Origin of the sequence: Thioalkalivibrio sp. ALE28, from assembly GCF_000377425.1 — a bacterium.
Lineage (GTDB): Bacteria > Pseudomonadota > Gammaproteobacteria > Ectothiorhodospirales > Ectothiorhodospiraceae > Thioalkalivibrio.
Genome location: NZ_KB898095.1, coordinates 136,078 through 158,650 on the forward strand (window position 1 = coordinate 136,078; position 22,573 = coordinate 158,650).

Genomic DNA, 22,573 nt, shown 5'->3' on the forward strand with positions numbered 1-22,573 from the left:
CTTCTATCAGCCGGGCCCGATATTTGCCAGCCAGTGCTCTCGCCGCTCGCGGTGTGTCCTCACCTGCTAGACCGTCGTAATGCCGCATTCTTGTAAACGAACGCCCTGACTGCCTCAACATACCGCTCCGGGTGTGTCACATGAGGTACGTGGCCAGCGCCCGACAAGGTAACGACCTCCCCCATCGGCAACGCGTCTGCGAGCATGGCGACCACTGGTCCGAAGGTGGGTGGGCTCTGATCTCCCACGGTGAGAAGGGCTGGCCGCGAGAACCCCTTGATCCAGTCCAGATCGAAGGCAAACTGTTCCGGATCGTTTGATTCGTCGAGAAAAGTGGGCGCATTTTCGATCATGGTCTGCCGGAACTCCCACGGAAGCTGTGCCCAGGTTCCGGGGCCGAGCGCCACGGTCTCGACGAACTGCTCCGCGGCACCGGCATGATCGCCAGCCGCGATGCGCTCGACCACCGCACTGATCCGCCTCTCGGCGTCCCGGAGCGTCGGCGCCATGGCGGGATCATCTTCCAGCAACGAGAACAACGGCGGCTCGTGCCCGATCACCCCCCGGACCAGATCCGGCCGTTCGCCGGCCAACCGAAGCGTGATCGACGCACCAAAGGAGTTCCCCACCACCCATAGGGCCCCAAGTTCGAGATGCTCGATCAAGGCAGCGAGGTCTGCGACATCCTCGCGAACGCTGCCTTGCGTGGCCGGCCGCTCGCTTTCGCCATGTCCGCGCCGGTCATAAGCGAGGACCCGGAATGAATCGGCCAGTAGCGGGACCACCGGCTCCCAGGTCCGGTGGGATACCCAGCTCCCGTGCACCAGCACGATGGGAATCTCGCCCGTGCCGGTGAGTTCATGGAAGAGGCGGACGTCGTTCACGGTTGCCAATGCCATTCCTGCCCCTCCTCGACCGGGACCTGCGAGCAAGAAATCATGGGAGCAAGAAATCATGGGTGTCCCCTAAATCCTACGGCAAGCCTTCATGGGTGTCCTCTTCTTTGCTCACCGAAAGCGAGCGCCTCGCCCGTGCCATCGGCGAGACCGACCTGCACCGGATCGACGGCTTCTCCCACATCGATCCACAAGGCGTGGGGCTCATCGGCCAGTGGCAGCGTGTGCGCGCGATGATGGACCTGCTGGCCCGGCGGTCGGATTGACGCTGCGGACCGTAACGAGGCCGACCCCGCTATTTGGTTTTTCGTCAGGGGTCCCTCTGGGGGTAACCCTCCGGCTTTGTCACCGCGATCTTCCAGATGTCTTCATCCCGGGACAGGCCGGAAAAAACATAGCCCTTCTCTTTGCACCACGCGTTTACGTCATCACCACAGGGGGCGTACGTGGTCAGCAGAACCGCGTTGGTTCCGGGAGCCAGCCGATCCATGGCCTGATTGATCGACAGCAGGTACCCGGGACACGTCTGCCCGCGTACATCAATCGACACGGTACCGTCCTCGTGTTCACGAATGTCGGCTGAGATCGTTTTGCCAGGGACCCGCCTGCCAAATCGCCACCACATCTCGCCCTCCTTCAAATACATAACGGGATCCAGCCCCGAAAACGGGTCGTTGGCCTTCGTCGCCAGAGCGGCAACGGCCGAGGGGCATCAGCCTAAAGACACGACGGGACCGGAACTTTCCGCCCTTCCATGCTCTACTCGTCCTCCCGAAGGCCGGGGAAACACCGGTCCCTACACACGCATGTGACGACGGCTTTGCTCAGCCATTCGTCACCACTTCGAACAACAAAACGCCCCACATTGCCAACAGAAGCAGCGTGCTAACTAAGTACGCATCGCGTCGCCGTGGAATATTCGAGTTCTGCAGGTGCAATAAGCTGTGGATCATTCGCATTCCCGCATAGGCCCAAGCCACGGCGACCAGGAGCGGGCCGCTATGCCCCGAAACGTAGGCCAGCAAGCCGCCGACATAGAACAGCACCGGCATTTCGAACAGATTCGAGTAATGCTGATACGCCGAACGCATGTAACCGGGCGGCTCATCACCATCACCATAGCGAAAGTACTCCACGCGCAACCCGGCACGCAGGGCCTTCACGGCAGTCGCGACCATGTATGCCGCAATAAGGAACGTCCAGCCCACCAGCGCAAACAAGGGATACAGGATTGCCGCCGCCGCCATCGCCTCACCTCTCCGTTCAATTCATATCCGCGGAAGGGTCGAATGACTGGCAGGCTAGCGCACAAGAAGATATGTTCAAGGACATAAATTAAACACGAAGGCGGTCAACGGAATGCCCTACACCAAGGAACACAAGGAGCTGAGCCGCAGGCGCATCCTCGACAGTGCCAGCCGCCTATTTTCCCGGCGCGGCTTCGATGCAGTGACACTCGACGATCTGATGCACGATGCCGGGTTGACGCGGGGAGCCTTCTACAATCACTTCGACGACAAGGCCGACGTATACGCCCAGGCTATCGTCCACGCCGCCAATAATACGCCCTTCGCGCATCACATCGACGTGGAGAACCCGCACCTGCCAGCCATCGAGGAAATGCTGGATCGGTACCTCAGCCGTGAGCACATCGATCAACCGGATCGAGCCGATCCACCGTGTCCTCTCGCCTTTCTGGTCACGGACGTGGGGATTCGGGAGGAAAAGGTTCGGGATGCCTACAGCCAGGTACACCACAGCCTGGTGGATCTAATCGGCCGTTCGTTGCACCAGAGCTCCCGTGACGCTCAGACAGTAGGCCTGGCCGTCTCGGCATTGATGATCGGCGGCGTAGCCATCGGCCGGGCCCTGAATAGCCCCGCCACGGCAGAAGCATTACTGCATAGCTGCCGCGACGCGGCCAAGCAGCTCCTGCGCAATGCCGCGCCGGGGCAGCAGCTCACTGGAACTGCAGGCACGGCATCATCGGCTGGCGGGCCGGTGGGGCCAGCCTGAAACCCCGGGCCGGAGCACGATAGCCGACTGCAAGGCGAAGCCCGGTAACGGGGAACCAAGACAAGGTCCAACCTGGGTAGTCCGTCGCTGCATCAACGTGTCAGCCAGCCGCGATCCGCAACAAGGAACCGCAAGAAACGCGCCTTGACCGCAACATTCTGCAAGCCCCCGTGCGATCCGATTTCTAGACTCGAATCCGGTGATGCCGATCCGGACCCCGCTCTCGCGAGGCAGCGCCTCCCCGACGGTCCGTTATTCACATCACCGGTGCACCCAACGCCATGTGTACACCAAGCATGGAACGGAGGCTGACCATGACCAGAATCCCACTGATGCTGCTGACCGCGATGCTTGCAACCGGGGTTGCAGCCCAGAACGATCCCACCCACTCAGCGGTCGGAGCCAAGCAGCAGCTCGGCACGGTCTCGTTCGGCGCAAATTGCGTGGGCGAAGCCGCAAAGGCGTTTGACCATGCCCTCGGGCTGATGCACCACATGATGTACGAGCAGGCCCGCGGCGAGTTCGCCACGATCGCCGAGGCCCACCCCGACTGCGCGATGGCCCACTGGGGGGTGGCGACCACGTTGTTCCAGCCGCTGTGGGCCACCACGCCGAGCGATGCCGAAGTGGCTCGTGGCCGCGACGCGATCGAGCAGGCGCGCGCCACGGTCAACGATGAGCGCGAACAGGCGCTGATCGAGGCCACCGCGGCCTTCTTCGAGCCGGACACCGACCGGCAATGGGATCGCCTCGCCGGCTGGACCCAGGGCATGGCGACCGCGTACCGGGCCTACCCGGACGATCACGACATCGCTGCGCTCTACGCGCTGTCACTGCTGACCGAAGCCACACGGGCCGATGACCGCGATGCGCTACACGACGAGGCCGAGGCGATCCTCAAGCGCGCGTGGGAAGAGGAGTCGACCCACCCTGGCGCCATCCACTACGCGATTCATGCCACCGACGCCGACGGGCGTGCCGAGAACGCCCTCGCGATGGTCGAATCCTACGGCAAGATCGCGCCCGACGTGCCGCACGCACTGCACATGCCGTCGCACATCTACGTACGCCTTGGCGACTGGCCGCAGGTGATCGACTGGAACGAGCGCTCGGCCGAAGTCGCGCGGGAACACGACGTCAACGGTGCGATCTCGTTCCACTACATCCATGCCGTCGACTACCTCGTCTACGGTCATCTGCAGCGCGGCGAAGACTCGGCCGCCGACGAGATTCACCGGACCGCGTTCGACGAGGGTCGTCACCAGGGTTCCTTCCCCGGGGCGTTTCACCTGGCCGCGATACCGGCACGGCTGGCGGTCGAGCAGCGTGACTGGGACGCTGCGGCCGCGATCGAGCCACGCGTGCCCGACTACATCGCCTGGGAGAACTTCCATTGGGCCGAGGGCCTGAGCTGGTACGCCCGCGGCCTGGGCGCGGTCCACACCGGCGATCTGGAAACCGCCCGCGAGGCCGAGCAGCGGCTGGCGAACCTGGCCGAAGGAGCCGAATCGGCCCCTGACGACCGCTTCCCGGTCTACATCGAGGCCGACCGGCACATCCTCGCCGGCTTCATCGCGCATACCGAAGGCGACCACGAGCGTGCTGTCGAACTGTTGCGCACGGCCGGCGAGCTCGAGTCCTCGGTGGAGAAACACCCGGTGAGCCCGGGCGCACTGTTTCCACCCTACGAGGCGCTCGGCGAGCTGCTGCTCGCACTGGACCGCCCGGACGAGGCGCTAACCGCGTTCGAGCAGTCCGACGGCATGTGGCCGGGACGTTACAACACGCTCTTCGGTGCCGTTCGTGCCGCCGAGGCAGCGGGTGATGCGGATGCGGCGGCACGCTGGGCGGCGCGGCTGCTGGAGATTGCGCCGAACACCGAGCGCAATACCATCGACCGAGCCCAGGTGCTGGCACGCCACGACTGAGCCGGTATCCGCGCTCGCGGTGTGATGCATCGAGGCCATCAATGCCTGGGACTCGGCGACGAGCCAGACCGGCCGCTGTTCCGGTGAGAACCCCAACTGAGAGACAGCGGCCGGTCGCCCACCACATGCTTGACGAAGACAAGAATCATGGGTGTCCTCTTCTTCTGCGGTTCGTGGCCAAAGAACCCATTCCAAGCCTCCAACAACTCCGGTTGCCGACGCTCGACAACCCCCGTATCTCCTCGCCCCGCTGTCATCGCCGTTAGCCCTTTTTGCGGGCCTCGTCCACGTCGTCCGCCAGCCACGCCTTGATCAGGGATTGGTAGGGCATGTCACGCTTGTTGGCTTCGATCTTGATGCGGTCGAGGAGCGACTCCGGCAAGCGCAGGGAGATCGTCCGGGTAGAAGGCTTGAGATTCGGGAGCTCAACCGCCGCGGCGCGGTTCCAATCGACGTAGTCGCTGGAATCATGACTCTCCCAGAACGCCCGCTCTTCTACCTCGTCCTGGAACTCAGGAATCTTCTTGGTCTTGCTCATAGATGGCTCGCTCTTTGCGGTGCATATCTCGGGCCGAAATCACACGGATTCTCGTGCTTCGCTCGCGCAGCGTGAACGTAATGTGCAGCCGGCGACCTTCATGAGTGATACCCAACGCGTGGTAGCGGGGCTCACTCCGACTGTGTACCACGTCCGCCAGAACCAGCAACGGGGTATTGAAGAACACCTGCTCCGCCTCTGACTGGCCCACACCATGTTTGTCCACGCTCTTCCGGGCATTTCCCTCGTCCCAGTCGAACCCGGTAATGTCCTTCCACTGGATCATCTGTGTATATTACCAACGTATACAGCCTGCCTCCAGAGACAGCCCGCTTTTCCGTGTATGCATGTCGGTCTGCAACGGCGCCAACCAGCGCGGAACAACCTGCGGCTTAAGGCGTACACGCCCGTCCCCCCGCACCTGAAAAGAGGCCCGCCGACACCCCGAGACCCTTGATAAAACACCGACCTGCCGATACCGCCGCGCTCCTCATGCACTCCACTCGCCCCAGCGCTGCCACATGGTGGGTAGCCCGCCCCCTGCCGACATGCCGCACGAACTGCACCGGATCGATCTGGAGGCGCTCCAGGATCGGCGGTATATGCTCCGGGATGGCACCCCGCTTGTCCTCCCGGATCGCGCGCCCGGCCCAGTCCACCAGCTCCAGGTAGTCCTCCGTGGTAAACACCACCGCATTGGCATGCGGATCGTCCCCCTCCCGGCCCAGTACGGTCAGGCGAGGCTCGTCCCCCTCACACGCCGGACCTTCATGCTCCTGGCCCTCCCGAGCCAACGCCCGGATACGCTGCTGGATCGAGGTGAAATCGGAGGCCTCGGGCGTATCCGCCATGCCGGCGCGCACCGGGTTCAAATCCACGTAGCTCATGCAGGTCAGCACGGCCGCGTCGTCCAGCAGCGCCTGGCTCTTGTAGCGGCCTTCCCAGAAGCGGCCCTTGCAGCCATCCTCCGCATTCGCCCGCCGCGCCAGATGTTCGTTCAGGCTGCGCATGAACCAGGACAGGTCCTGCAGCCGCGCCCGCCACTCGGCAATCTGCACCTGCGCCCGCTCGCGCTCCGCGACCGTCTTCGTCTGCCCCGCCCGATAGCGGGCTACCAGCACCGGCAGCGAAAACAACCGCTCCCAGCGCTCCATCACCTCGCCCTCGCTCCATGCCGCCGCCCGATCCGAATCCAGCCGCACCACCAGGTGATAGTGGTTCGACATCACCGCGTACGCACACACGTCCACGGCGAACACGTCCTGAAGCGCGCGCAGACGCTCCAGCACCCAGCCTCGGCGGTGCTCGTAGTTACGTCCAGAATAGGAATCCTCGCCGCACAGGAACGCGCGGCGCACACAGCGACAAATGCAGTGGAAATACGGCGTCGTCTCGACCGAGACGAGCTCCTTCCTGGCTCGCGTCATCTCCGGACCCTCCCTGGTCCATGCATTCCCCTGAAACCTAGACAGCCGGCATCAGACCGTCAAGAAATCATGGGTGTCCTCTTCTTCCTTCCCCTGAAACCGGACAGGTTCAGCGACAACCGGCTGGGGCCAGAAACATCCGAACCGATATCCCCACACCCTTGATGCTGCAACGGCCGAGCTGCTTCACCGCCTCGCGAAAACGCTCCACGTGCCCCAGGGCCGCTACATGGTGCGACCTCTGTCCCCTTCCGACATGCCGCAGGAAATGCACTGGATCGATCCCTAGACGTTCCAGGATCGGCGGAATGGATTCCGGGATAGCCCCGCGCTTGTCCTCGCGGATCGCGCGCCCGGTCCAGTCCACCAGTTCCAGGTAGTCCTCCGTAGTAAAGGCCACCGCATTGCCATGTGGATCGTCGCCTTCCCGCCCCAATACGGTCAGGCGAGGCTCGTCTCCCTCACCCGCCGGACCTTCATGCCCCTGATCCTTACGAGCCAGTGCCCGGATGCGCTGCTGGATCGAGGTGAAATCGGAGGCCTCGGGCGCATCCGCCATCCCGGCGCGCACCGGGTTCAGATCCACGTAGCTCATGCAGGTCAGCACGGCCGCGTCGTCCAGCAGCGCCTGGCTCTTGTAGCGGCCTTCCCAGAAGCGGCCCTTGCAGCCATCCTCTGCATTCGCCCGCCGCGCCAGATGTTCGTTCAGGCTGCGCATGAACCACGACAGGTCCTGCAGTCGGTCCCGCCACTCGGCAATCTGTAGCTGCGCCCGCTCGCGCTCTGCCACCGTCCTGGTCTGCCCCGCCCGATAGCGGGCTACCAGCACCGGCAAGGAGAACAGCCGCTCCCAGCGCTCCATTACCTCGCCTTCGCTCCACGCCGCCGCCCGATCCGAATCCAGCCGCACCACCAGGTGATAGTGGTTCGACATCACCGCATACGCGCACACGTCCACGGCAAACACGCCCTGCAGCTCACGCAGACGCTCCAGCACCCAGCCCCGCCGGTGCTCGTAGTTCTTGCCCGAATAGGAATCCTCGCCGCACAGAAACGCGCGGCGAACACAGCGACAAATACAGTGGTAATACGGCGTCGTCTCGACCGAGACGAGCTCCTTCCTGGCTCGCGTCATCTCCGGACCCTCCCTGGTCCATGCACTCCCCCACAAACCTAGTCAGCCCGCCTCAGACCGTCAAGAAATCATGGGTGTCCTCTTCTTTCTACTGCTCTTCTTTCTACTGTTTTTCCAGGCCACACTTTGGGCAGGGATAGTCCGGCCATTCAAAAGTTTTCACGTGCCTCCCACAACAAATCATGGGTGTCCTCTTCTTCCCGCTCATGGCTGCATACGCACACACGTCCACCGCGAACACGCCCTGCAGCTCACGCAGACGCTCCAGCACCCAGCCGCGCCGGTGCTCGTAGTTCTTGCCCGAATAGGAATCCTCGCCACACAGGAACGCGCGGCGAACACAACGACAAATGCAGTGGTAGTACGGCGTCGTCTCGACCGAGACGAGCTCCTTCCTGGCTCGCGTCATCTCCGGACCCTCCCTGGTCCATGCACTCCCCCAAAAACCTAGACAGCCCGCCTCAGACCGTCAAGAAATCATGGGTGTCCTCTTCTTCTATGGGTGTCCTCTTCTTCTTTTGGAACGACCTCGGTTTTTCCGTAGGTTACTGAGGTCCGACCCCGTTTTTGGAACGACCTGGTACAGCCAGTAGCGCCAGAGCCTGCGGTCGCGCGCAAACTTCAGCAGAAACTCCTGCTTGTGACACCGGTGGGTGATATGCCAGACATGGCCCGGCAGATGATGGCGATTCGCCCGTGGCATGGCTTCCCTCCCTGGAATGCCCATTTGATGGCCGAAATTACCGCTTAAAGCTCGAATTGCGCCCTTTCTCGACCAGTTTCCCCCAGTTTTTCCGTAGGTTACCGAGGTCCGACCCCGTTATGTGGACCCGTCTTCGCCTTCAGATGGAGTCATCATAGGGGCCCTCAATTGCGAATCCGATTCGTACGGTACCAAAGCCGATGGGACAACATGCGCCGCGTCCTTCAAATGCAGCTCTTGGTCATCAAAGAAAATATGCGGCTTGAACGCGCTCAACACCTTATCCTTCTTAACGCCTCCGAGAAAAAACACCTCATCCACGTAAACACCCCAGTTACGGAGGGTATTTACCACCCGAATCTCTGCGGGCGCATTTCGAGCGGTGACGATAGCCACACGGACCTCACACCCCTCCACCCCCCCGGGCAATCTTTCCTGAAGCCGAGATAGCTTTTTCAAAAATGACGCGTATGGACCTTCGGCCATCGGCTCATCTTTCTTCTGATCCTCGTGTTTATGAAACCCTTGCAAGCCGTCGCGTTTATAGACCAACTCACTCTGCTCATCAAAAAGCACCGCGTCCCCATCAAACGCAATCCGAACCTGGTTCTCGATAGATGAATTACCTTCCGAGGGAGGATCCTTAAGAATCGCCGCGGGGCAATACCCCCCATCAATAACAGCTTGGGCATCATCCTTGTCCGTGGTAAGAAAAAGATCGACATCGAACGCCTCAAGATACTCAACAACGCTCTCGCCACCCGTAAACGCAAATCGCGAGACCTTCAATCCAAGATTCCTGACATTATGAAGAACCCTGACGGCCGTCTCAGGGCTGTTTCTTGACATCACGACCACCTCGACCAGCGGGGTCTTGTCGGCTTCTGCATGTCGATTCAATCTCAGAAGCCCTTTCATTAGCGGCATGCCAGTGCCGTCCGAGAGGGACTCGAGCTCCCTTTCCAACATATACTCTCGGTACCGGCGAACCGCTTGCGAAGGATTTTCAGAAATCTGCTTTTTAAAGAACTGGTCTTCTTCTGACAGATCAAACAGTGCGGTGGCCGAAATACCAACGACCAAAGTGTCTCTTAAATCAAATGCCATATAGATTAATACTCATAATCAAGGGAGGATGGGTTCATTACTCCTTCAACACCCCTCCTTTCTATTCCTTTTTGGATCGCGTTATAAATTCGAAGAAAACTCGGCACGTCTATCTCTATCCCCACTTTCCGGCCGTGCTGCCGACACACCTCCGGAAGATTATTTAGATTCTCACAATAGGGAAAGCAATCTGATACCCGAGCTACGCCCTTCAACTCCAAGAGCTCCCTTCTCTTTACCAAGCTCCTCCGAAACACACTAACCAACCACCCATCAAGTTCTTGCAGCTGTTTTTCATTGGTCACTAACGGGTAAAAACTCATCAACCCCTTAAATTTGATACTTCGGACCCGTCCAGAGATGTATTTCCGAATTTTATCTTCGTTTAGTTCACCGTATAGATAGCGCCGAACTTGCATAATCGAACGCACGAATTCGGGATCCAGCTCTCCTACCCGCAACGACCTCGGACCACCCCAGCGCCCGCGAAGCGGTAGAATTAGATTACGGTAAAGTATGAGGCCAATCTCACGCTTGATCCTAGAGATTTTTTCTTCTTTTATCGACACGGCATCTACTGATATAGAATACCCAAGAAAATCGACTTTGGTTGCGGGATTACTCAACTCCACTGGAAGTCCTTCACGAGACAAGAGCCGAATCCCGTTCGATTTTCTGGCATTTATTGGAACACCCGCCGAGTCAGAGAAATTATTTATTAACGAGAATGCGCGGCAAATCTTAGAATAATCTGGATCCCAGATCAAAGTGTCGTCAGCGTAGCGCGCAAATTTCAGGCCCTCTCGCTCAAAACCTAGGTCCAACCTCCAACAGACAATATTTGCTAAAAACAGTGAAAGCGATGTCCCTTGCGGTATACCAGAACCAGTTCCATCTAGAAATGACCGGACTATCCGGCGCTCCTCTTCAGAGACAACGAAGCCATTCTGATCAAACTGGTCGAATAGGTAGCTGTGAGAGATTGAACCGAAGAAATCTGAAAAATCGAATTCCGCAACAAAGGTCCGAGCTTCTCGAGCAATATCCACCCATGCATCTTGTATGGCAAAATGGACGTTTCGGTCATTCCGGTAAGCATAAGAAAATGCGCTGAATCGGTGTTTATTTTTGTACAACAAACGGCGATAGTAAATACTAGATACGGCAGCATCTGGGATCTGAAAGATATTTACATCACGAACCCCACCATCAGACTTCGGTACTTTGTGAACATGGGGAGGATAGGGAGCGTACACACCAGCAGAGATCTTTCGAGATATCGATTTCGCTATGCTTCGAGAATTTGCTCTTACGTAGAATGGGTTAAATTTCCTATCATGACCCCAATAATCCGGCTTATAGACCTCCTTCTTCGGAGGATTGAGGAATCTTTCGCGATTACGCGAAAATTCTATGTGAAGTGCATTATGGTAAGCATGGTAACGGTTCGTGAGTTTTTCCGCCTCCTGCTTGATCTCCCTCTCCAACAATTCACGAAAACTCATCAACCCTCCTGCTAAAAACAAAAGGCCCGATCATCTTGATCGGGCCTTCCACGGGCGTCACCACGAAAAAGTACGTTTCCACCTGGTTGAGCAGAATCGCTTCATACTCCCCAAAAGCCGGGTCGTGCCCGGCCAAAGGCCGCCCGTTTCCTCCCTTGGAGGATGCCTCAACCGTAAAGCAAACTTTGGGGCAGGGCAACCGTGGGTAGGCACGAGTCAGGATCTAGCGCATAGGCCACGGGATCCAACCTTGCTTCTTGCCCCGAACACGATGAGTTCAGTTACAAAAGAGGGCGCCGACCGGCGCCCTTTTCGTCTGGGTCGTGGGCGCTTCCCCGGCTCCTTGCCTGGTGGCTCGCTTCGCCAACTCAATCCCAGCTCAACGCCCCACCCGTCTGATACTCCGTAACCCGAGTCTCAAAGAAGTTCTTCTCCTTCTTCAGATCGAGCACCTCGCTCATCCAAGGGAACGGATTGTCGGCCCCCGGATACAGCTCGGCCAGGCCGATCTGCGCACAACGGCGGTTGGCGATGAAGTGCAGATACTCCTCGAACATCTGGGCGTTCATACCGAGCACGCCACGCGGCATAGTGTCGCGCGCGTACTGCGCCTCCAGCTCCACTGCGTCGCTGATCAGGGTGCGCATCTCGTTCTTGAAGTCTTCGGTCCACAGGTGCGGGTTCTCGAGCTTGATCTGGTTGATCACGTCGATCCCGAAGTTCATGTGCATGGACTCGTCGCGCAGGATGTACTGGAACTGCTCGGCCACACCCGTCATCTTGTTGCGCCGGCCCATGGAGAGGATCTGCACGAAGCCGACGTAGAAGAAGATGCCCTCGAACACGACGTAGAAGGCGATCAGCTCGCGCAGCAGCTTCTGGTCCGCCTCCGGGGTGCCGGTGCGGAAGTTCGGGTCCGCAAGGTGCTTGGTGAACGGCAGGGCCCACTCCGCCTTGGTGGCCACGGAGGGCACCTCGCGGTACATGTTGAAGATCTCGCCCTCGTCCAGGCCGAGGGATTCCACGCAGTACTGGTAGGCGTGGGTGTGCAGCGCCTCCTCGAAGGCCTGGCGCAGCAGGTACTGGCGGCACTCGGGGTTGGTGATGTGGCGGTACACGGCCAGCACCAGGTTGTTCGCCACCAGCGAGTCGGCGGTGGAGAAGAAGCCGAGGTTGCGCTTGACGATGGTGCGCTCGTCCTCGGTCAGGCCATTCGGGTCCTTCCACAGGGCGATGTCCGCGTTCATGTTGATTTCCTGCGGCATCCAGTGGTTGGCGCAGCCGTCCAGGTACTTCTGCCAGGCCCACTTGTACTTGAAGGGCACGAGCTGGTTGAGGTCCGCGTGGCAGTTGATGATCTTCTTGTCATCGACGCGGATGCGCTCGGCACCCATCTCTAGGTCTTCCAGACCGGTTCCGGTCAGGGCGTCTTCGTTCGGCTCGGCCAGCGGCTGGCCGGCGTTTTCCGGGTCCGGCGAGACGCTGGGTGCGGCGCCGGCGGTGCTCATCAGGGCTTCGTTCTCCTGAAAGCCCATGCCGGGGCGGACGGCGGGTTCTTTCTGGCCTTCGCCTTTGATAGCTGCGATCGGATCGTCCCAGGAAAGCATAGTGTCCCCTCTTGTTTTCGGTGGCGGCCCGGCGCGGTGGCCGGGCCTTTTGTTCAGTGCGTTGTGGTCGGTGCGTGGTGCGTATTCGGTGCCCGTGGGCGGGCCCGCCTTACTGGCAGGCCTCGCAGTCCGGGTCGAGGATGGAACAGGCTTTCGGGGCCTCGGGCTCGGCCGCCTGCTGGCCGCCGGAGACGGCGTTCAGCTTGTTGGCACGCGAGGAGTCGGCCACGGTGCTCTTCTCCACGTGGGTCGCGCCCATGGAGCGCAGGTAATAGGTCGTCTTCAGGCCGCGCACCCAGGCCAGCTTGTACAGGGCGTCCAGCTTGGGCCCGGAGGGCTCGGCCATGTACAGGTTCAGGCTCTGTGCCTGGTCGATCCACTTCTGCCGGCGCGAGGCGGCCTCGACCAGCCAGCGGGTGTCCAGCTCGAACGCGGTGGCATACAGGGCCTTGATGTCCTCCGGCACGCGGTCCAGCGGCTGCACGGAGCCGTCGTAGTACTTGAGGTCGTTGACCATCACCTCGTCCCACAGCTCGCGGTCTTTCAGGTCGCGCACCAGGTACGGGTTGATCACGGTGAACTCGCCGGACAGGTTCGATTTGACGAACAGGTTCTGGTAGGTCGGCTCGATCGACTGGCTGACCCCGCAGATGTTGGAGATGGTCGCGGTCGGCGCGATCGCCATGGTGTTGGAGTTGCGCATGCCGACCTTCTTCACCCGCTTGCGCAGCTTGTCCCACTCCAGTCGCTGGGTGGTGTCCATCTGCAGGTAGTCGCCGCGGGTCTCGGCCAGCTTGTCGATCGAGTCGATTGGCAGGATGCCCTGGCTCCACAGGCTGCCGGGGAAGCTCTCGTAGCGCCCGCGTTCCTCGGCCAGATCGGTCGAGGCCTTGATGGCGTAGTAGGAGACCGCCTCCATGGAGGTGTCGGCAAACTCCACCGCCGCCTCGGAGGCATACGGCACGCGCAGCTTGTACAGCGCGTCCTGGAAGCCCATGACGCCCAGCCCCACCGGGCGGTGGCGCAGGTTGGAGCGCCGCGCCTGCGGTACCGAGTAGTAGTTGTAGTCGATCACGTTGTCGAGCATGCGCATGGCGGTGTTCACGGTCTTCTCGAGCTTGGGCAGATCCAGCTCGCCGGCCTCGTTCACATGCGCGGCCAGGTTGATCGAGCCCAGGTTGCACACCGCGATCTCGTCATCGGAGGTGTTCAGGGTGATCTCGGTGCACAGGTTGGAGCTGTGGACCACGCCGGTGTGTTGCTGCGGGCTGCGCAGGTTGCACGGATCCTTGAAGGTCATCCACGGATGGCCGGTCTCGAACAGCATGCCGAGCATCTTCCGCCACAGGTCCACGGCCTTCATGGTCTTGTGCACGCGCAGCTCGCCGCGCGCGGCCTTCTCTTCGTATTCGCAGTAGCGCTTCTCGAACTCGGCACCGACCAGGTCGTGCAGGTCCGGGGTCTCGTTCGGGGAGAACAGGGTCCAGTCGCCGTCCTCGGCCACGCGCTTCATGAACAGGTCCGGGATCCAGTTGGCACTGTTCATGTCGTGCGTGCGGCGACGGTCGTCGCCGGTGTTCTTGCGCAGCTCGATGAACTCCTCGACATCGATGTGCCAGGTCTCGAGGTAGGCGCAGACGGCACCCTTGCGCTTGCCGCCCTGGTTCACGGCCACCGCGGTGTCGTTGGCGACCTTCAGGAACGGGACCACGCCCTGCGACTTGCCGTTGGTGCCCTTGATGTGGGCGCCCATGCCGCGCACGCGGGTCCAGTCGTTGCCCAGGCCGCCGGCAAACTTGGACAGCAGCGCGTTGTCGCGGATCGCGCTGTAGATGCCGTCCAGGTCGTCCGGCACGCTGGTCAGGTAGCAGCTGGAGAGCTGCGGGCGCAGGGTGCCGGAGTTGAACAGCGTCGGCGTGGAGCTCATGAAGTCGAACGAGCTCAGCAGGTTGTAGAACTCGATCGCGCGTGCCTCGCGGTCGATCTCGTTGATCGCCAGGCCCATCGCCACACGCATGAAGAACGCCTGCGGCAGCTCGAAGCGGGTGCCATCGCTATGGATGAAGTAGCGGTCGTACAGGGTCTGCAGGCCCAGGTAGGTGAACTGCAGGTCGCGCTCGGGCTTGATCGCCGCGCCCAGCTTGTCGAGGTCGTAGCGGGTCAGCTCGCTGTCGACCAGCTCCAGGTCGGCGGCGCGGCGGATGTAGGCGCCGAAGTACTCGGCGTAGCGCTCGGCCAGCTGGGCCTGGGTGGCCTCTTCCGGGCGACCGTGCACGAAGCTCAGGGCCTCGCGGCGCAAGGCGTCCATCAGCAGGCGCGCGGTGACCTCGGAGTAGTTCGGCTCCTTCTCGATCATCACGCGGGCGGCCATCACCAGCGCGGTGGCCACATCCTTCTCGGCGACGCCGTCGAACAGGTTGCGGCGCGCCTCGGTCAGGATCTTCTGGCCGTCCACGTGCTCGATGCCGTCACAGGCCTCGGCGACGACCGCCTGCAGACGCGCCTCGTCCAGCGGGGCCTGGGTGCCGTCGGCGCGGGTCACGTTCAGCGCGGCGGCCGCTTCCTGCTCTTCCGGAGACTGCTCGGCGGCCTCGGCGGCGCGCTTTTGCGCCTGCTGCTCGCGATAGATCACATAGGCCCGCGCGACCTTGTGGTGGCCGCCGCGCATCAGGGCCAGTTCCACCTGGTCCTGGATATCCTCGATGTGCACCGTCATGCCCTGGGTGCCGGCGCGGCGGAACAGGCTGTCCACCACCTGCCCGGCCACTTCCTTCGACACCTCGTGGATGCGGCGGCTGGCCGCGGCATTGCCGCCCTCCACCGCGAGGAAGGCCTTGGTCACCGCGACCTCGATCTTGGAGGCATCGAAGCCGGTGACCTTGCCATTGCGGCGAATCACCTGGTGCTGGCCCGGGCTGGTCGCCAGGACCTCGGCCGACGGTTCGGCCTGCGGCGGGTACTGGGTGCCCTCGGGGGCTTCGGCGGTGTAGGGTTCGCTGTTCATGACGGCCTCGCGGGTGGTGTTGGATCGAACGTGAAGTACTATAGATCGGGGATCCGAAACTGCATAGCCACTAGATATAGTGGTTCGCGAAAGAACAAGCCGCGCACAACCCGTGGGCAAGCTGTGGATAAAAACGGCGATTCCCCGTCCTGCCGCCGTTCCCGGAGGCGCGCCCGGGTTATCCACCAAACGCTGATGTAGTGACTGCCCGGCCCGCGCACCCGGCCCGCGCGATCATGAAAATGTTTTATCGACCGCGATTAACCGAATGCGTCTCGCCCGCCGCCCGGCGCGGCGTTCCCCCGGTGCCCGTAACCGCGTTGGACAAAGCCGTTCGGCGTCCCAATAATCCTTGCCATATCGATCCCCGATCCGTAGGCACACTGCGGATCCCGCTACCCGATTCATGGAACCCGGGCCCAGGCCCGACGATCCGGTATCGTGTGCAGCACTCGCAGGGACGGCCCCGCCGCCCCCGCCACGGAATTCATTGTTGCGAGATGGAGAGCGCCATGAGCGACGCCAAGAAGTCCAAGAAGGACAAGAAGAAGAACGCATCCGACAAGGCCCAGGCCGAGACCCCGAAGATGGCCAGTGCCACCGGGGCCGTGCAGGCCGCCACCGGCGCCGTCCAGCTGGGCGGCGACACCGAGTCCGAACCGAAAAAGGGCGGCAACGGCAAGGAAGCGCGCCACTGCCCGCTCTTGATCCTGGGCTCCGGCCCGGCCGGCTGGACCGCCGCGGTCTACGCCGCGCGCGCCAACCTGAACCCGGTCGTGATCACCGGCCTGGAACAGGGCGGCCAGCTGATGACCACCACCGACGTGGACAACTGGCCCGGCGACAACGAGGGCGTGCAGGGCCCCGAACTGATGCAGCGCATGCAGAAGCATGCCGAGCGTTTCGACACCGAGGTGATCTTCGATCACATCCACACGGTGCAGCTGAAGGACAAGCCCTACCGCCTGATCGGCGACTCCGGGGAATACACCTGTGATGCCCTGATCATCTGCACCGGGGCCTCCGCGCAGTACCTGGGGCTGGAGTCCGAGACCACCTTCGCCGGAAAGGGTGTCTCCGCCTGCGCGACCTGCGACGGCTTCTTCTACCGCAACCAGAAGGTCGCGGTGATCGGCGGCGGCAACACCGCCGTGGAAGAGGCCCTGTACCTGTCCAACATCGCCTCCGAGGTGGTGCTGGTGCACCGCCGCGATGCCCTGCGCGCGGAGAAGATCCTGCAGGACAAGCTGTTCGAGAAGGAAAAGAACGGCAACGTCACCATCGAGTGGAACCACACCCTGGACGAGATCCTCGGCGACGCGACCGGCGTGACCGGTGCCCGCCTGAAGCACGCCCAGAGCGGCGAGACGAAGGAGATCGACGTGATGGGCGTGTTCATCGCGATCGGCCACAAGCCGAACACCGACATCTTCCAGGGCCAGCTGGACATGGAGGGCGGCTACATCAAGGTGCAAAGCGGCCTGGAAGGCAACGCCACCGCGACCTCCGTACCGGGCGTGTTTGCCGCCGGCGACGTGATGGACCATGTCTACCGCCAGGCGGTCACCTCCGCCGGCACCGGCTGCATGGCCGCACTGGACGCGGAGAAGTACCTGGACAAGCTCGGTTGATCACGTGAGCGCCGAGGGCGATACCCAGGCACCGCACCCGCCGGAGAACGACTCGGGCGACGCGCCCGAACGTGTCGAACTGCGCGACGGCCTGGCCGACGTGGATCCGGCCGCCTGGGACGCCCTCACTGGCGGCACCGAGCCGTTCCTGCGCCACGCCTTCCTGGAGGGCCTGGAACGCCACGAGTGCCTGGGGCGCCAGTTCGGCTGGTTCCCGCAGCACGTGCTGATCTTCCGCGACGGGCAGCTGGTCGCGGCGGCACCGGCCTATGCCAAGACCAACAACTACGGCGAGTTCGTGTTCGACTTCGCCTGGGAGAGCGCGTGGAACCGCCAGGGGCTTAACTACTACCCCAAGCTGGTCGTCTCCGTGCCCTACACCCCGGCCACCGGCCCACGCCTGCTGGTGCACCCGGAGGCGCCGGACTTCGATCACCTGCGCACCCTGCTCGTGCGCGCCCTGGTCACCCGCGGGCGCGAACTGAATGCCTCGGGCGTGAACATCCTGTTCCCCAACCAGGATGATCTGGACGTGACCCGCGAGCTGGGGCTGGCCGAGCGCATGGGCTGCCAGTACCACTGGAGCAACGCCGACTACGCAAGCTTCGACGACTTCCTGGCCGCGCTCAGCTCGAAAAAGCGCAAGAACATCAAGCGCGAACGCCGCCGCGTCAATGAGGCCGGCATCGAGTTCCGCACGCTGACCGGGGCCACCGGATCGCCCGAGGACTGGGCGCGCTTCCACCGCTTCTATGTGGACACCTTCGAGAAGCACATGGGCATCCCGACGCTGTCGGAGGCCTTTTTTGTGGAAACGGCCGCGGCGCTGGCCGATCAGGTGGTGCTGTTCGAGGCCCGGCGACCCGGCGCGGCGGGCGACGACGAGACCATCGCCGCCGCCCTTTGCTATCGCAGCCACGACACCCTGTACGGGCGCTTCTGGGGCTGCACCGAGGAGCTGGCCGACCTGCACTTCGAGACCTGCTACTACCAGGGCATCGAATTCTGCATCCACGAAGGACTGGCCCGCTTCGAGCCCGGCGCCCAGGGCGAACACAAGATCCCGCGCGGCTTCCTGCCCACGCCCACCTACTCCGCCCACATGATCCTGACCGAGGGCTTCGACCAGCCTGTGCGCGACTTCTGCGAACGCGAGGCCCAGATGATGCAGGCCCACTGCGAACGCCTGCACGAACACTCGCCCTACCGGCAGGTCCAACCCGACGATGCACCTCGCGCCTGAACCATCCCCCGTAGGAGGCCAGCCCTCTGGCCGATGGGGCCTATCCCTGCGCCCCATCGCGCACGGGGCTGCGCTCCTACAACACCCCGCACGCCGGACCCAACCCGTAGGAGGCCAGCCCTCTGGCCGATGGGGCGTAGCCAATGCCGCAATCGCCGAGAGGGCTCGGCTCCTACAAGGCTTGGCATACAACCGGGGCCCGGTTCGCCCCGCAGAGACGATCTTCGTGGGAGCGGGCTCGCCCGCGAAGCCCCTGCCCGCGCGGGGCTCCGCCACAGGCCCTTCGCCTGCAAGCAGGCTCCTACAAAACCCGGGCCTCCAACCTCGGGTCACGCACGGAAGCGCCCCATGAACTCCAGCCCGCAGATCACCCTGCCCTGGCTGGACCCGGAGCACCCGGAGGCCCCGTTCCCGGACCCGGCGCATGCCCTGGCCGAGCCGAACGGCCTGCTCGCGGCCGGGGGCGATCTGTCCGTGCCACGTCTGCTGAATGCCTACCGATCCGGGATCTTCCCCTGGTTCGAGGCCGGGCAGCCGATCCTGTGGTGGAGCCCGGACCCGCGCGCGGTGCTGGAGCCGGGTCACTTCCGCCTGCACCGCAGCCTGAAGAAGGCGATCCGCAACCGTGGCTACACGGTCAGCTTCGATCGCGCCTTCGAGGCCGTGATCGAGGCCTGCGCCGCGCCGCGCGACTACGCCGACGGGACGTGGATCACCGCCAGCATGCAGCAGGCCTACATCGCCCTGCACCGCACGGGGCACGCACACTCGGTGGAGGTCTGGGACGGCCCGCGCCTGATCGGCGGGCTCTATGGCGTGGCCGTGGGGCGGCTGTTCTGCGGCGAGTCCATGTTCTCGCGCGAGCGCGACGCCTCCAAGGTCGCGCTCGCCTGGCTCAGCCGCCACCTAGTCGCCTGGGGCTGGCCGCTGGTGGATGTGCAGATGGAGACCGCCCATCTTCTCAACCTGGGGGCCGTGACCCTGCCCCGCCGCGAGTTCATCGCCCGCATCCGTGACATCGCGAACGAACCCGTCGAACCCGGCCCGTGGCGCACCGACCCGACCCTGAGCCCCCTCGACCCCGGCTGGAACACCGCCCTATAGCAGAGGCCTCACAAGCGCACCTTGTGGGAGAAGACTGTGGGAGCGGGCTCGCCCGCGAAGCCCCTGCCCGCGTCGGACATTGGCAAGAGCCATTCGCGGGCAAGCCCGCTCCCACAGGTCACTGCCACAGACCCCGCCACGGAGCTCCCTCCCCGCTCGCCGCCGCGCCCGTCACTGCGAGGCGCCGCAGGGGCCGAGGCAGCCTCCGAAACCGGGCACGTCAGCCGGCGCACCCTTGGCCCCCGTTGCGGGTGCTTTATACTCCCGGCCATTAGGTGAACCGAGCGGGAGATTCGGGTGGGCAAGGCAGATCAGGGGGAATCGCGGGCCATGGCGCTCAACGGGCTGCGCGCGGGCTTGCTGCTGGCGCTGGCCGTGATCACGGCGGGCTGTGCGACGCTGGCGCCATCGCCACCCCAGGACCAGAGCAATATCTGCGAGATCTTCCGCGAGCAGCCACGCTGGTACGACTACGCGCGTGATTCCGAACGCGAATGGGGCACGCCCATCGCCACGCAGATGTCGTTCATCCAGCAGGAGTCCTCGTTCCGCAGCCACGTCCGTCCGGACCGCGAGCGGCTGCTGGGCTTCATCCCGTGGAGCCGGCCGTCCTCCGCGCGGGGCTACGCGCAGGCGCAGGATCCGGTCTGGGGCGAATACCGGGAGGATGCCGGCAGTCGCTTCGCGCGGCGCACGCACATGAAACACGCCACCGACTTCATCGGCTGGTACAACGATCGCACCCGGCGCATGACCGGCGTACCGCTGCACAACGCGGAGCACCTCTACCTCGCCTACCACGAGGGTCAGGGCGGCTACAGCCGTGGCAGTTATCAGAACAAGCCGCAGGTGCGCTCCGCGGCGCGCCAGGTCGCCCAGCGGGCCGACCGCTACGAGTCCCAGCTGGCGAGCTGCGAATCCGAGTTCCGCTGCCGCCGCTTCTACCAGGTCTGGCCCTTCTGCCGACAGTAGGCGAAACCGATCCGGAGCCTCTCAACAGATCGTCATCGCGCGCACCGCGAAGCGATCTCCCGGGAAACCCCACCGTCGGGGCCACCCCGACCGACTGCCACGGCGGCTGCGCCTCCTCGCAGTGACAGGAATACGGTTTCCCGGCTGTTCCACCATCCCGTCATTGCGAGCGCCGCGAAGCAATCGCCTGACGCAGCCCCCGGCACCGGGATAGCCCCAGCAGACTGCCGCGTCGGCTTTGCCTCCTCGCAGTGACGGAACTGGGGCCCGAGGCGTGACGGCGACACTTGAGGGAACCCGCACCGCCGTGTTCCAGTCTCCGGAGTACCCTCTTACGGACTACAAGGACGCACCATGAGCGACAATCCCACGGCCGGCTTTCGCTTCAACCACACCATGCTGCGCGTGAAGGATCCGCAGAAGGCGCTGGACTTCTACCAGCGCGTGTTCGGCATGCAGCTGGTGAAGACGCTGGATTTCCCGGAGTTCGAGTTCACGCTCTACTTCCTGGCGCAGATCGGCGAGGACGAACCGCAGCCGCCGAAGGACGCCGGCGAGGCCACCCGCTGGATGTTCAGCCAGCGTGGCATCCTGGAGCTGACCTATAACTACGGCACCGAGAAGGACGCCGACTTCCACTACCACGACGGCAACGAAGAGCCACAGGGCTTCGGCCACATCTGCTTTTCGGTCCCGGACCTGGACGCGGCCGTACGCTGGTTCGACCAGAATGACGTGGAGTTCGTGAAGCGCCCGGACGAGGGCGGCCTGAAGGACATCGCCTTCGTGAAGGACCTCGACGGCTACTGGATCGAGATCCTCGAACCCAGCCGTCTGACGGGGCTGGGGCGGTAGGCCCCACCACCAACCGAGCGGGTGGCGCCGCCAGGTGGTGCCCGCCACCGGCGCTGGCGGGGGCTTCGCGCGCGAGCGCGCACCTGCAGGGATGGGGCTAGCCCTGGCTCACCGGAAAAGGCCAGCGATTCACCTCAGCGGGCGCTGTACCCGAACATAAAAAGGGCCCCATTACGGGGCCCTCCACTCTCCAGAGCGTTCCGGCGTTAGCGGCCGGTGCGATCGTCGCCCGATCGCTTAGACCTGGGTGTAGCGCAGGTAGGAGCGGATCTCCTCGAAGCCCTGCGGGAACTTCTTCTGCGCATCCTCGTTGCTGACCGTCGGCGGGATGATCACGCGAGCACCCGGGGTCCAGTCGGCCGGCGTCGCGATGCCGTGCTGGTCACCGGTCTGCAGCGCGTCGATCACACGCAGGATCTCGTCGAAGTTGCGGCCCACCGACATCGGGTAGGTCATCATCAGCCGAATCTTCTTGTTCGGGTCGATGATGTAGACCGAGCGTACGGCGGCGGTCTCGCTCTCGCCCGGGTGAATCATCTCGTAGAGCTCCGAGATCTTCTTGTCGGCGTCGGCGACGATCGGGAACTCCAGCGTGGTGTTCTGGGTGTCGTTGACGTCCTCAATCCACTTGTTGTGCTCCTCGACCGTGTCGGTCGACAGCCCGAGCGGCTTGGTGTTGCGGTCCGCGAACTGCTTGGCCAGCTGCGCGGTACGGCCCATCTCGGTGGTGCACACCGGGGTGAAGTCGGCCGGGTGGCTGAAGAAGAAGCACCAGGAGTCGCCGATCCACTCGTGGAAGTCGATCTTGCCCTTGGTGGTGTCAATCTGGAAATTCGGTGCGGTATCGCCCAAACGCAGTGCCATGATGTACTCCTTGCTTTGAAAGTTTGATCGGGTCGTTC

General features: G+C 63.0%; 21 protein-coding genes and 1 pseudogene. 8 read left to right on the forward strand and 14 right to left on the reverse strand.

Annotated features, from left to right (window positions below; translation table 11 throughout):
• Nucleotides 1-59 precede the first annotated feature (59 nt).
• Nucleotides 60-899: an alpha/beta fold hydrolase gene (locus D105_RS0104565; RefSeq protein ID WP_018877640.1), complete on the reverse strand. Its 840-nt coding sequence runs from the start codon at nucleotides 897-899 to the stop codon at nucleotides 60-62.
• Nucleotides 900-1,003: 104 nt separating this feature from the next.
• Here D105_RS0104565 and D105_RS15035 point away from each other — a divergent pair, with 104 nt between their 5' ends.
• Complete coding sequence (locus tag D105_RS15035; protein WP_018877641.1) at nucleotides 1,004-1,162, forward strand: hypothetical protein; 159 nt, start codon at nucleotides 1,004-1,006, stop codon at nucleotides 1,160-1,162.
• A gap of 44 nt (nucleotides 1,163-1,206) precedes the next feature.
• Here D105_RS15035 and D105_RS0104575 read toward each other — a convergent pair whose 3' ends face one another.
• Nucleotides 1,207-1,542 carry a sulfurtransferase TusA family protein gene (locus D105_RS0104575; RefSeq protein ID WP_018877642.1) on the reverse strand — a complete coding sequence of 112 codons (336 nt, stop codon included), beginning with the start codon at nucleotides 1,540-1,542 and terminating at the stop codon, nucleotides 1,207-1,209.
• 178 nt (nucleotides 1,543-1,720) lie between these two features.
• On the reverse strand, nucleotides 1,721-2,143 hold the full coding sequence (locus tag D105_RS0104580) for an MAPEG family protein (protein ID WP_018877643.1): 423 nt from the start codon (nucleotides 2,141-2,143) through the stop codon (nucleotides 1,721-1,723).
• 112 nt (nucleotides 2,144-2,255) lie between these two features.
• Between D105_RS0104580 and D105_RS0104585 the strand changes: the two genes are divergently transcribed.
• Together D105_RS0104585 and D105_RS0104590 are read left to right on the forward strand one after the other, a co-directional pair.
• On the forward strand, nucleotides 2,256-2,912 hold the full coding sequence (locus D105_RS0104585; RefSeq protein ID WP_018877644.1) for a TetR/AcrR family transcriptional regulator: 657 nt from the start codon (nucleotides 2,256-2,258) through the stop codon (nucleotides 2,910-2,912).
• A gap of 314 nt (nucleotides 2,913-3,226) precedes the next feature.
• Nucleotides 3,227-4,840 (forward strand): hypothetical protein, encoded by a 1,614-nt coding sequence (locus tag D105_RS0104590; RefSeq protein WP_231366839.1) that lies wholly within the window; start codon nucleotides 3,227-3,229, stop codon nucleotides 4,838-4,840.
• Nucleotides 4,841-5,102: 262 nt separating this feature from the next.
• Here D105_RS0104590 and D105_RS0104595 read toward each other — a convergent pair whose 3' ends face one another.
• The 10 genes and pseudogenes from D105_RS0104595 to D105_RS0104635 form a co-directional block, all read right to left on the reverse strand.
• Complete coding sequence (locus D105_RS0104595; RefSeq protein ID WP_018877646.1) at nucleotides 5,103-5,378, reverse strand: BrnA antitoxin family protein; 276 nt, start codon at nucleotides 5,376-5,378, stop codon at nucleotides 5,103-5,105.
• Nucleotides 5,353-5,664: a BrnT family toxin gene (locus tag D105_RS0104600; protein WP_018877647.1), complete on the reverse strand. Its 312-nt coding sequence runs from the start codon at nucleotides 5,662-5,664 to the stop codon at nucleotides 5,353-5,355. Before D105_RS0104600 ends, D105_RS0104595 begins: the two co-directional genes overlap by 26 nt.
• A 106-nt stretch (nucleotides 5,665-5,770) precedes the next feature.
• Nucleotides 5,771-6,805 carry a transposase gene (locus D105_RS0104605; protein ID WP_026280407.1) on the reverse strand — a complete coding sequence of 345 codons (1,035 nt, stop codon included), beginning with the start codon at nucleotides 6,803-6,805 and terminating at the stop codon, nucleotides 5,771-5,773.
• 109 nt (nucleotides 6,806-6,914) lie between these two features.
• Nucleotides 6,915-7,940 carry a transposase gene (locus D105_RS0104610; protein ID WP_018877650.1) on the reverse strand — a complete coding sequence of 342 codons (1,026 nt, stop codon included), beginning with the start codon at nucleotides 7,938-7,940 and terminating at the stop codon, nucleotides 6,915-6,917.
• 202 nt (nucleotides 7,941-8,142) lie between these two features.
• Nucleotides 8,143-8,349 (reverse strand): annotated as a pseudogene (locus D105_RS0104615) (transposase); the annotation flags it as partial.
• Between the two features lie 411 nt (nucleotides 8,350-8,760).
• Nucleotides 8,761-9,750, reverse strand: a complete 990-nt coding sequence (locus tag D105_RS0104620) for a 5'-nucleotidase (RefSeq protein WP_018877652.1) — start codon at nucleotides 9,748-9,750, stop codon at nucleotides 8,761-8,763.
• A gap of 5 nt (nucleotides 9,751-9,755) precedes the next feature.
• Nucleotides 9,756-11,255 (reverse strand): reverse transcriptase domain-containing protein, encoded by a 1,500-nt coding sequence (locus D105_RS14530; RefSeq protein ID WP_081619273.1) that lies wholly within the window; start codon nucleotides 11,253-11,255, stop codon nucleotides 9,756-9,758.
• Nucleotides 11,242-11,391, reverse strand: coding sequence for a hypothetical protein (locus D105_RS15180; RefSeq protein ID WP_018877653.1), 150 nt, complete (start codon nucleotides 11,389-11,391; stop codon nucleotides 11,242-11,244). Before D105_RS15180 ends, D105_RS14530 begins: the two co-directional genes overlap by 14 nt.
• A gap of 232 nt (nucleotides 11,392-11,623) precedes the next feature.
• Complete coding sequence (locus D105_RS0104630) at nucleotides 11,624-12,862, reverse strand: ribonucleotide-diphosphate reductase subunit beta (RefSeq protein WP_018877654.1); 1,239 nt, start codon at nucleotides 12,860-12,862, stop codon at nucleotides 11,624-11,626.
• A 109-nt stretch (nucleotides 12,863-12,971) separates the two neighbouring features.
• On the reverse strand, nucleotides 12,972-15,866 hold the full coding sequence (locus tag D105_RS0104635) for a ribonucleoside-diphosphate reductase subunit alpha (protein ID WP_018877655.1): 2,895 nt from the start codon (nucleotides 15,864-15,866) through the stop codon (nucleotides 12,972-12,974).
• A gap of 512 nt (nucleotides 15,867-16,378) precedes the next feature.
• Between D105_RS0104635 and trxB the strand changes: the two genes are divergently transcribed.
• The 5 genes from trxB to gloA all read left to right on the forward strand — a co-directional run bounded on the left by trxB (nucleotide 16,379) and on the right by gloA (nucleotide 21,671).
• A complete protein-coding gene (gene trxB, locus D105_RS0104640) occupies nucleotides 16,379-17,497 on the forward strand; it encodes a thioredoxin-disulfide reductase (RefSeq protein ID WP_026280408.1) in 1,119 nt (372 codons plus the stop codon).
• A 4-nt stretch (nucleotides 17,498-17,501) separates the two neighbouring features.
• Entirely contained in the window at nucleotides 17,502-18,740 is a 1,239-nt protein-coding gene (locus tag D105_RS0104645; RefSeq protein ID WP_018877657.1) for a GNAT family N-acetyltransferase, read from the forward strand.
• Between the two features lie 348 nt (nucleotides 18,741-19,088).
• Entirely contained in the window at nucleotides 19,089-19,844 is a 756-nt protein-coding gene (gene aat / locus D105_RS0104650; protein WP_018877658.1) for a leucyl/phenylalanyl-tRNA--protein transferase, read from the forward strand.
• Between the two features lie 297 nt (nucleotides 19,845-20,141).
• Nucleotides 20,142-20,816 carry a hypothetical protein gene (locus D105_RS0104655; protein ID WP_018877659.1) on the forward strand — a complete coding sequence of 225 codons (675 nt, stop codon included), beginning with the start codon at nucleotides 20,142-20,144 and terminating at the stop codon, nucleotides 20,814-20,816.
• Between the two features lie 354 nt (nucleotides 20,817-21,170).
• The gene (gloA, locus tag D105_RS0104660) at nucleotides 21,171-21,671 is read left to right on the forward strand and encodes a lactoylglutathione lyase (RefSeq protein WP_018877660.1); all 501 of its coding nucleotides are present in this window, start codon (nucleotides 21,171-21,173) and stop codon (nucleotides 21,669-21,671) included.
• A 237-nt stretch (nucleotides 21,672-21,908) separates the two neighbouring features.
• On the opposite strand, the gene D105_RS0104665 is transcribed toward gloA, so the two are convergent.
• A complete protein-coding gene (locus D105_RS0104665) occupies nucleotides 21,909-22,535 on the reverse strand; it encodes a peroxiredoxin (RefSeq protein WP_018866042.1) in 627 nt (208 codons plus the stop codon).
• Between the last annotated feature and the right edge of the window lie 38 nt (nucleotides 22,536-22,573).

Excerpts from the sequence above, each read along its gene's own strand:
- D105_RS0104565 (WP_018877640.1), bottom strand. The coding sequence starts at position 899 with ATGGCATTGGCAACCGTGAACGACGTCCGCCTCTTCCATGAACTCACC.
- D105_RS0104575 (WP_018877642.1), bottom strand. The coding sequence starts at position 1,542 with ATGTATTTGAAGGAGGGCGAGATGTGGTGGCGATTTGGCAGGCGGGTC.
- D105_RS0104580 (WP_018877643.1), bottom strand. The coding sequence starts at position 2,143 with ATGGCGGCGGCGGCAATCCTGTATCCCTTGTTTGCGCTGGTGGGCTGG.
- D105_RS0104585 (WP_018877644.1), top strand. The coding sequence starts at position 2,256 with ATGCCCTACACCAAGGAACACAAGGAGCTGAGCCGCAGGCGCATCCTC.
- D105_RS0104590 (WP_231366839.1), top strand. The coding sequence starts at position 3,227 with ATGACCAGAATCCCACTGATGCTGCTGACCGCGATGCTTGCAACCGGG.
- D105_RS0104595 (WP_018877646.1), bottom strand. The coding sequence starts at position 5,378 with ATGAGCAAGACCAAGAAGATTCCTGAGTTCCAGGACGAGGTAGAAGAG.
- D105_RS0104600 (WP_018877647.1), bottom strand. The coding sequence starts at position 5,664 with ATGATCCAGTGGAAGGACATTACCGGGTTCGACTGGGACGAGGGAAAT.
- D105_RS0104605 (WP_026280407.1), bottom strand. The coding sequence starts at position 6,805 with ATGACGCGAGCCAGGAAGGAGCTCGTCTCGGTCGAGACGACGCCGTAT.
- D105_RS0104610 (WP_018877650.1), bottom strand. The coding sequence starts at position 7,940 with ATGACGCGAGCCAGGAAGGAGCTCGTCTCGGTCGAGACGACGCCGTAT.
- D105_RS0104620 (WP_018877652.1), bottom strand. The coding sequence starts at position 9,750 with ATGGCATTTGATTTAAGAGACACTTTGGTCGTTGGTATTTCGGCCACC.
- D105_RS14530 (WP_081619273.1), bottom strand. The coding sequence starts at position 11,255 with ATGAGTTTTCGTGAATTGTTGGAGAGGGAGATCAAGCAGGAGGCGGAA.
- D105_RS0104630 (WP_018877654.1), bottom strand. The coding sequence starts at position 12,862 with ATGCTTTCCTGGGACGATCCGATCGCAGCTATCAAAGGCGAAGGCCAG.
- D105_RS0104635 (WP_018877655.1), bottom strand. The coding sequence starts at position 15,866 with ATGAACAGCGAACCCTACACCGCCGAAGCCCCCGAGGGCACCCAGTAC.
- trxB (WP_026280408.1), top strand. The coding sequence starts at position 16,379 with ATGAGCGACGCCAAGAAGTCCAAGAAGGACAAGAAGAAGAACGCATCC.
- aat (WP_018877658.1), top strand. The coding sequence starts at position 19,089 with ATGAACTCCAGCCCGCAGATCACCCTGCCCTGGCTGGACCCGGAGCAC.
- gloA (WP_018877660.1), top strand. The coding sequence starts at position 21,171 with ATGAGCGACAATCCCACGGCCGGCTTTCGCTTCAACCACACCATGCTG.
- D105_RS0104665 (WP_018866042.1), bottom strand. The coding sequence starts at position 22,535 with ATGGCACTGCGTTTGGGCGATACCGCACCGAATTTCCAGATTGACACC.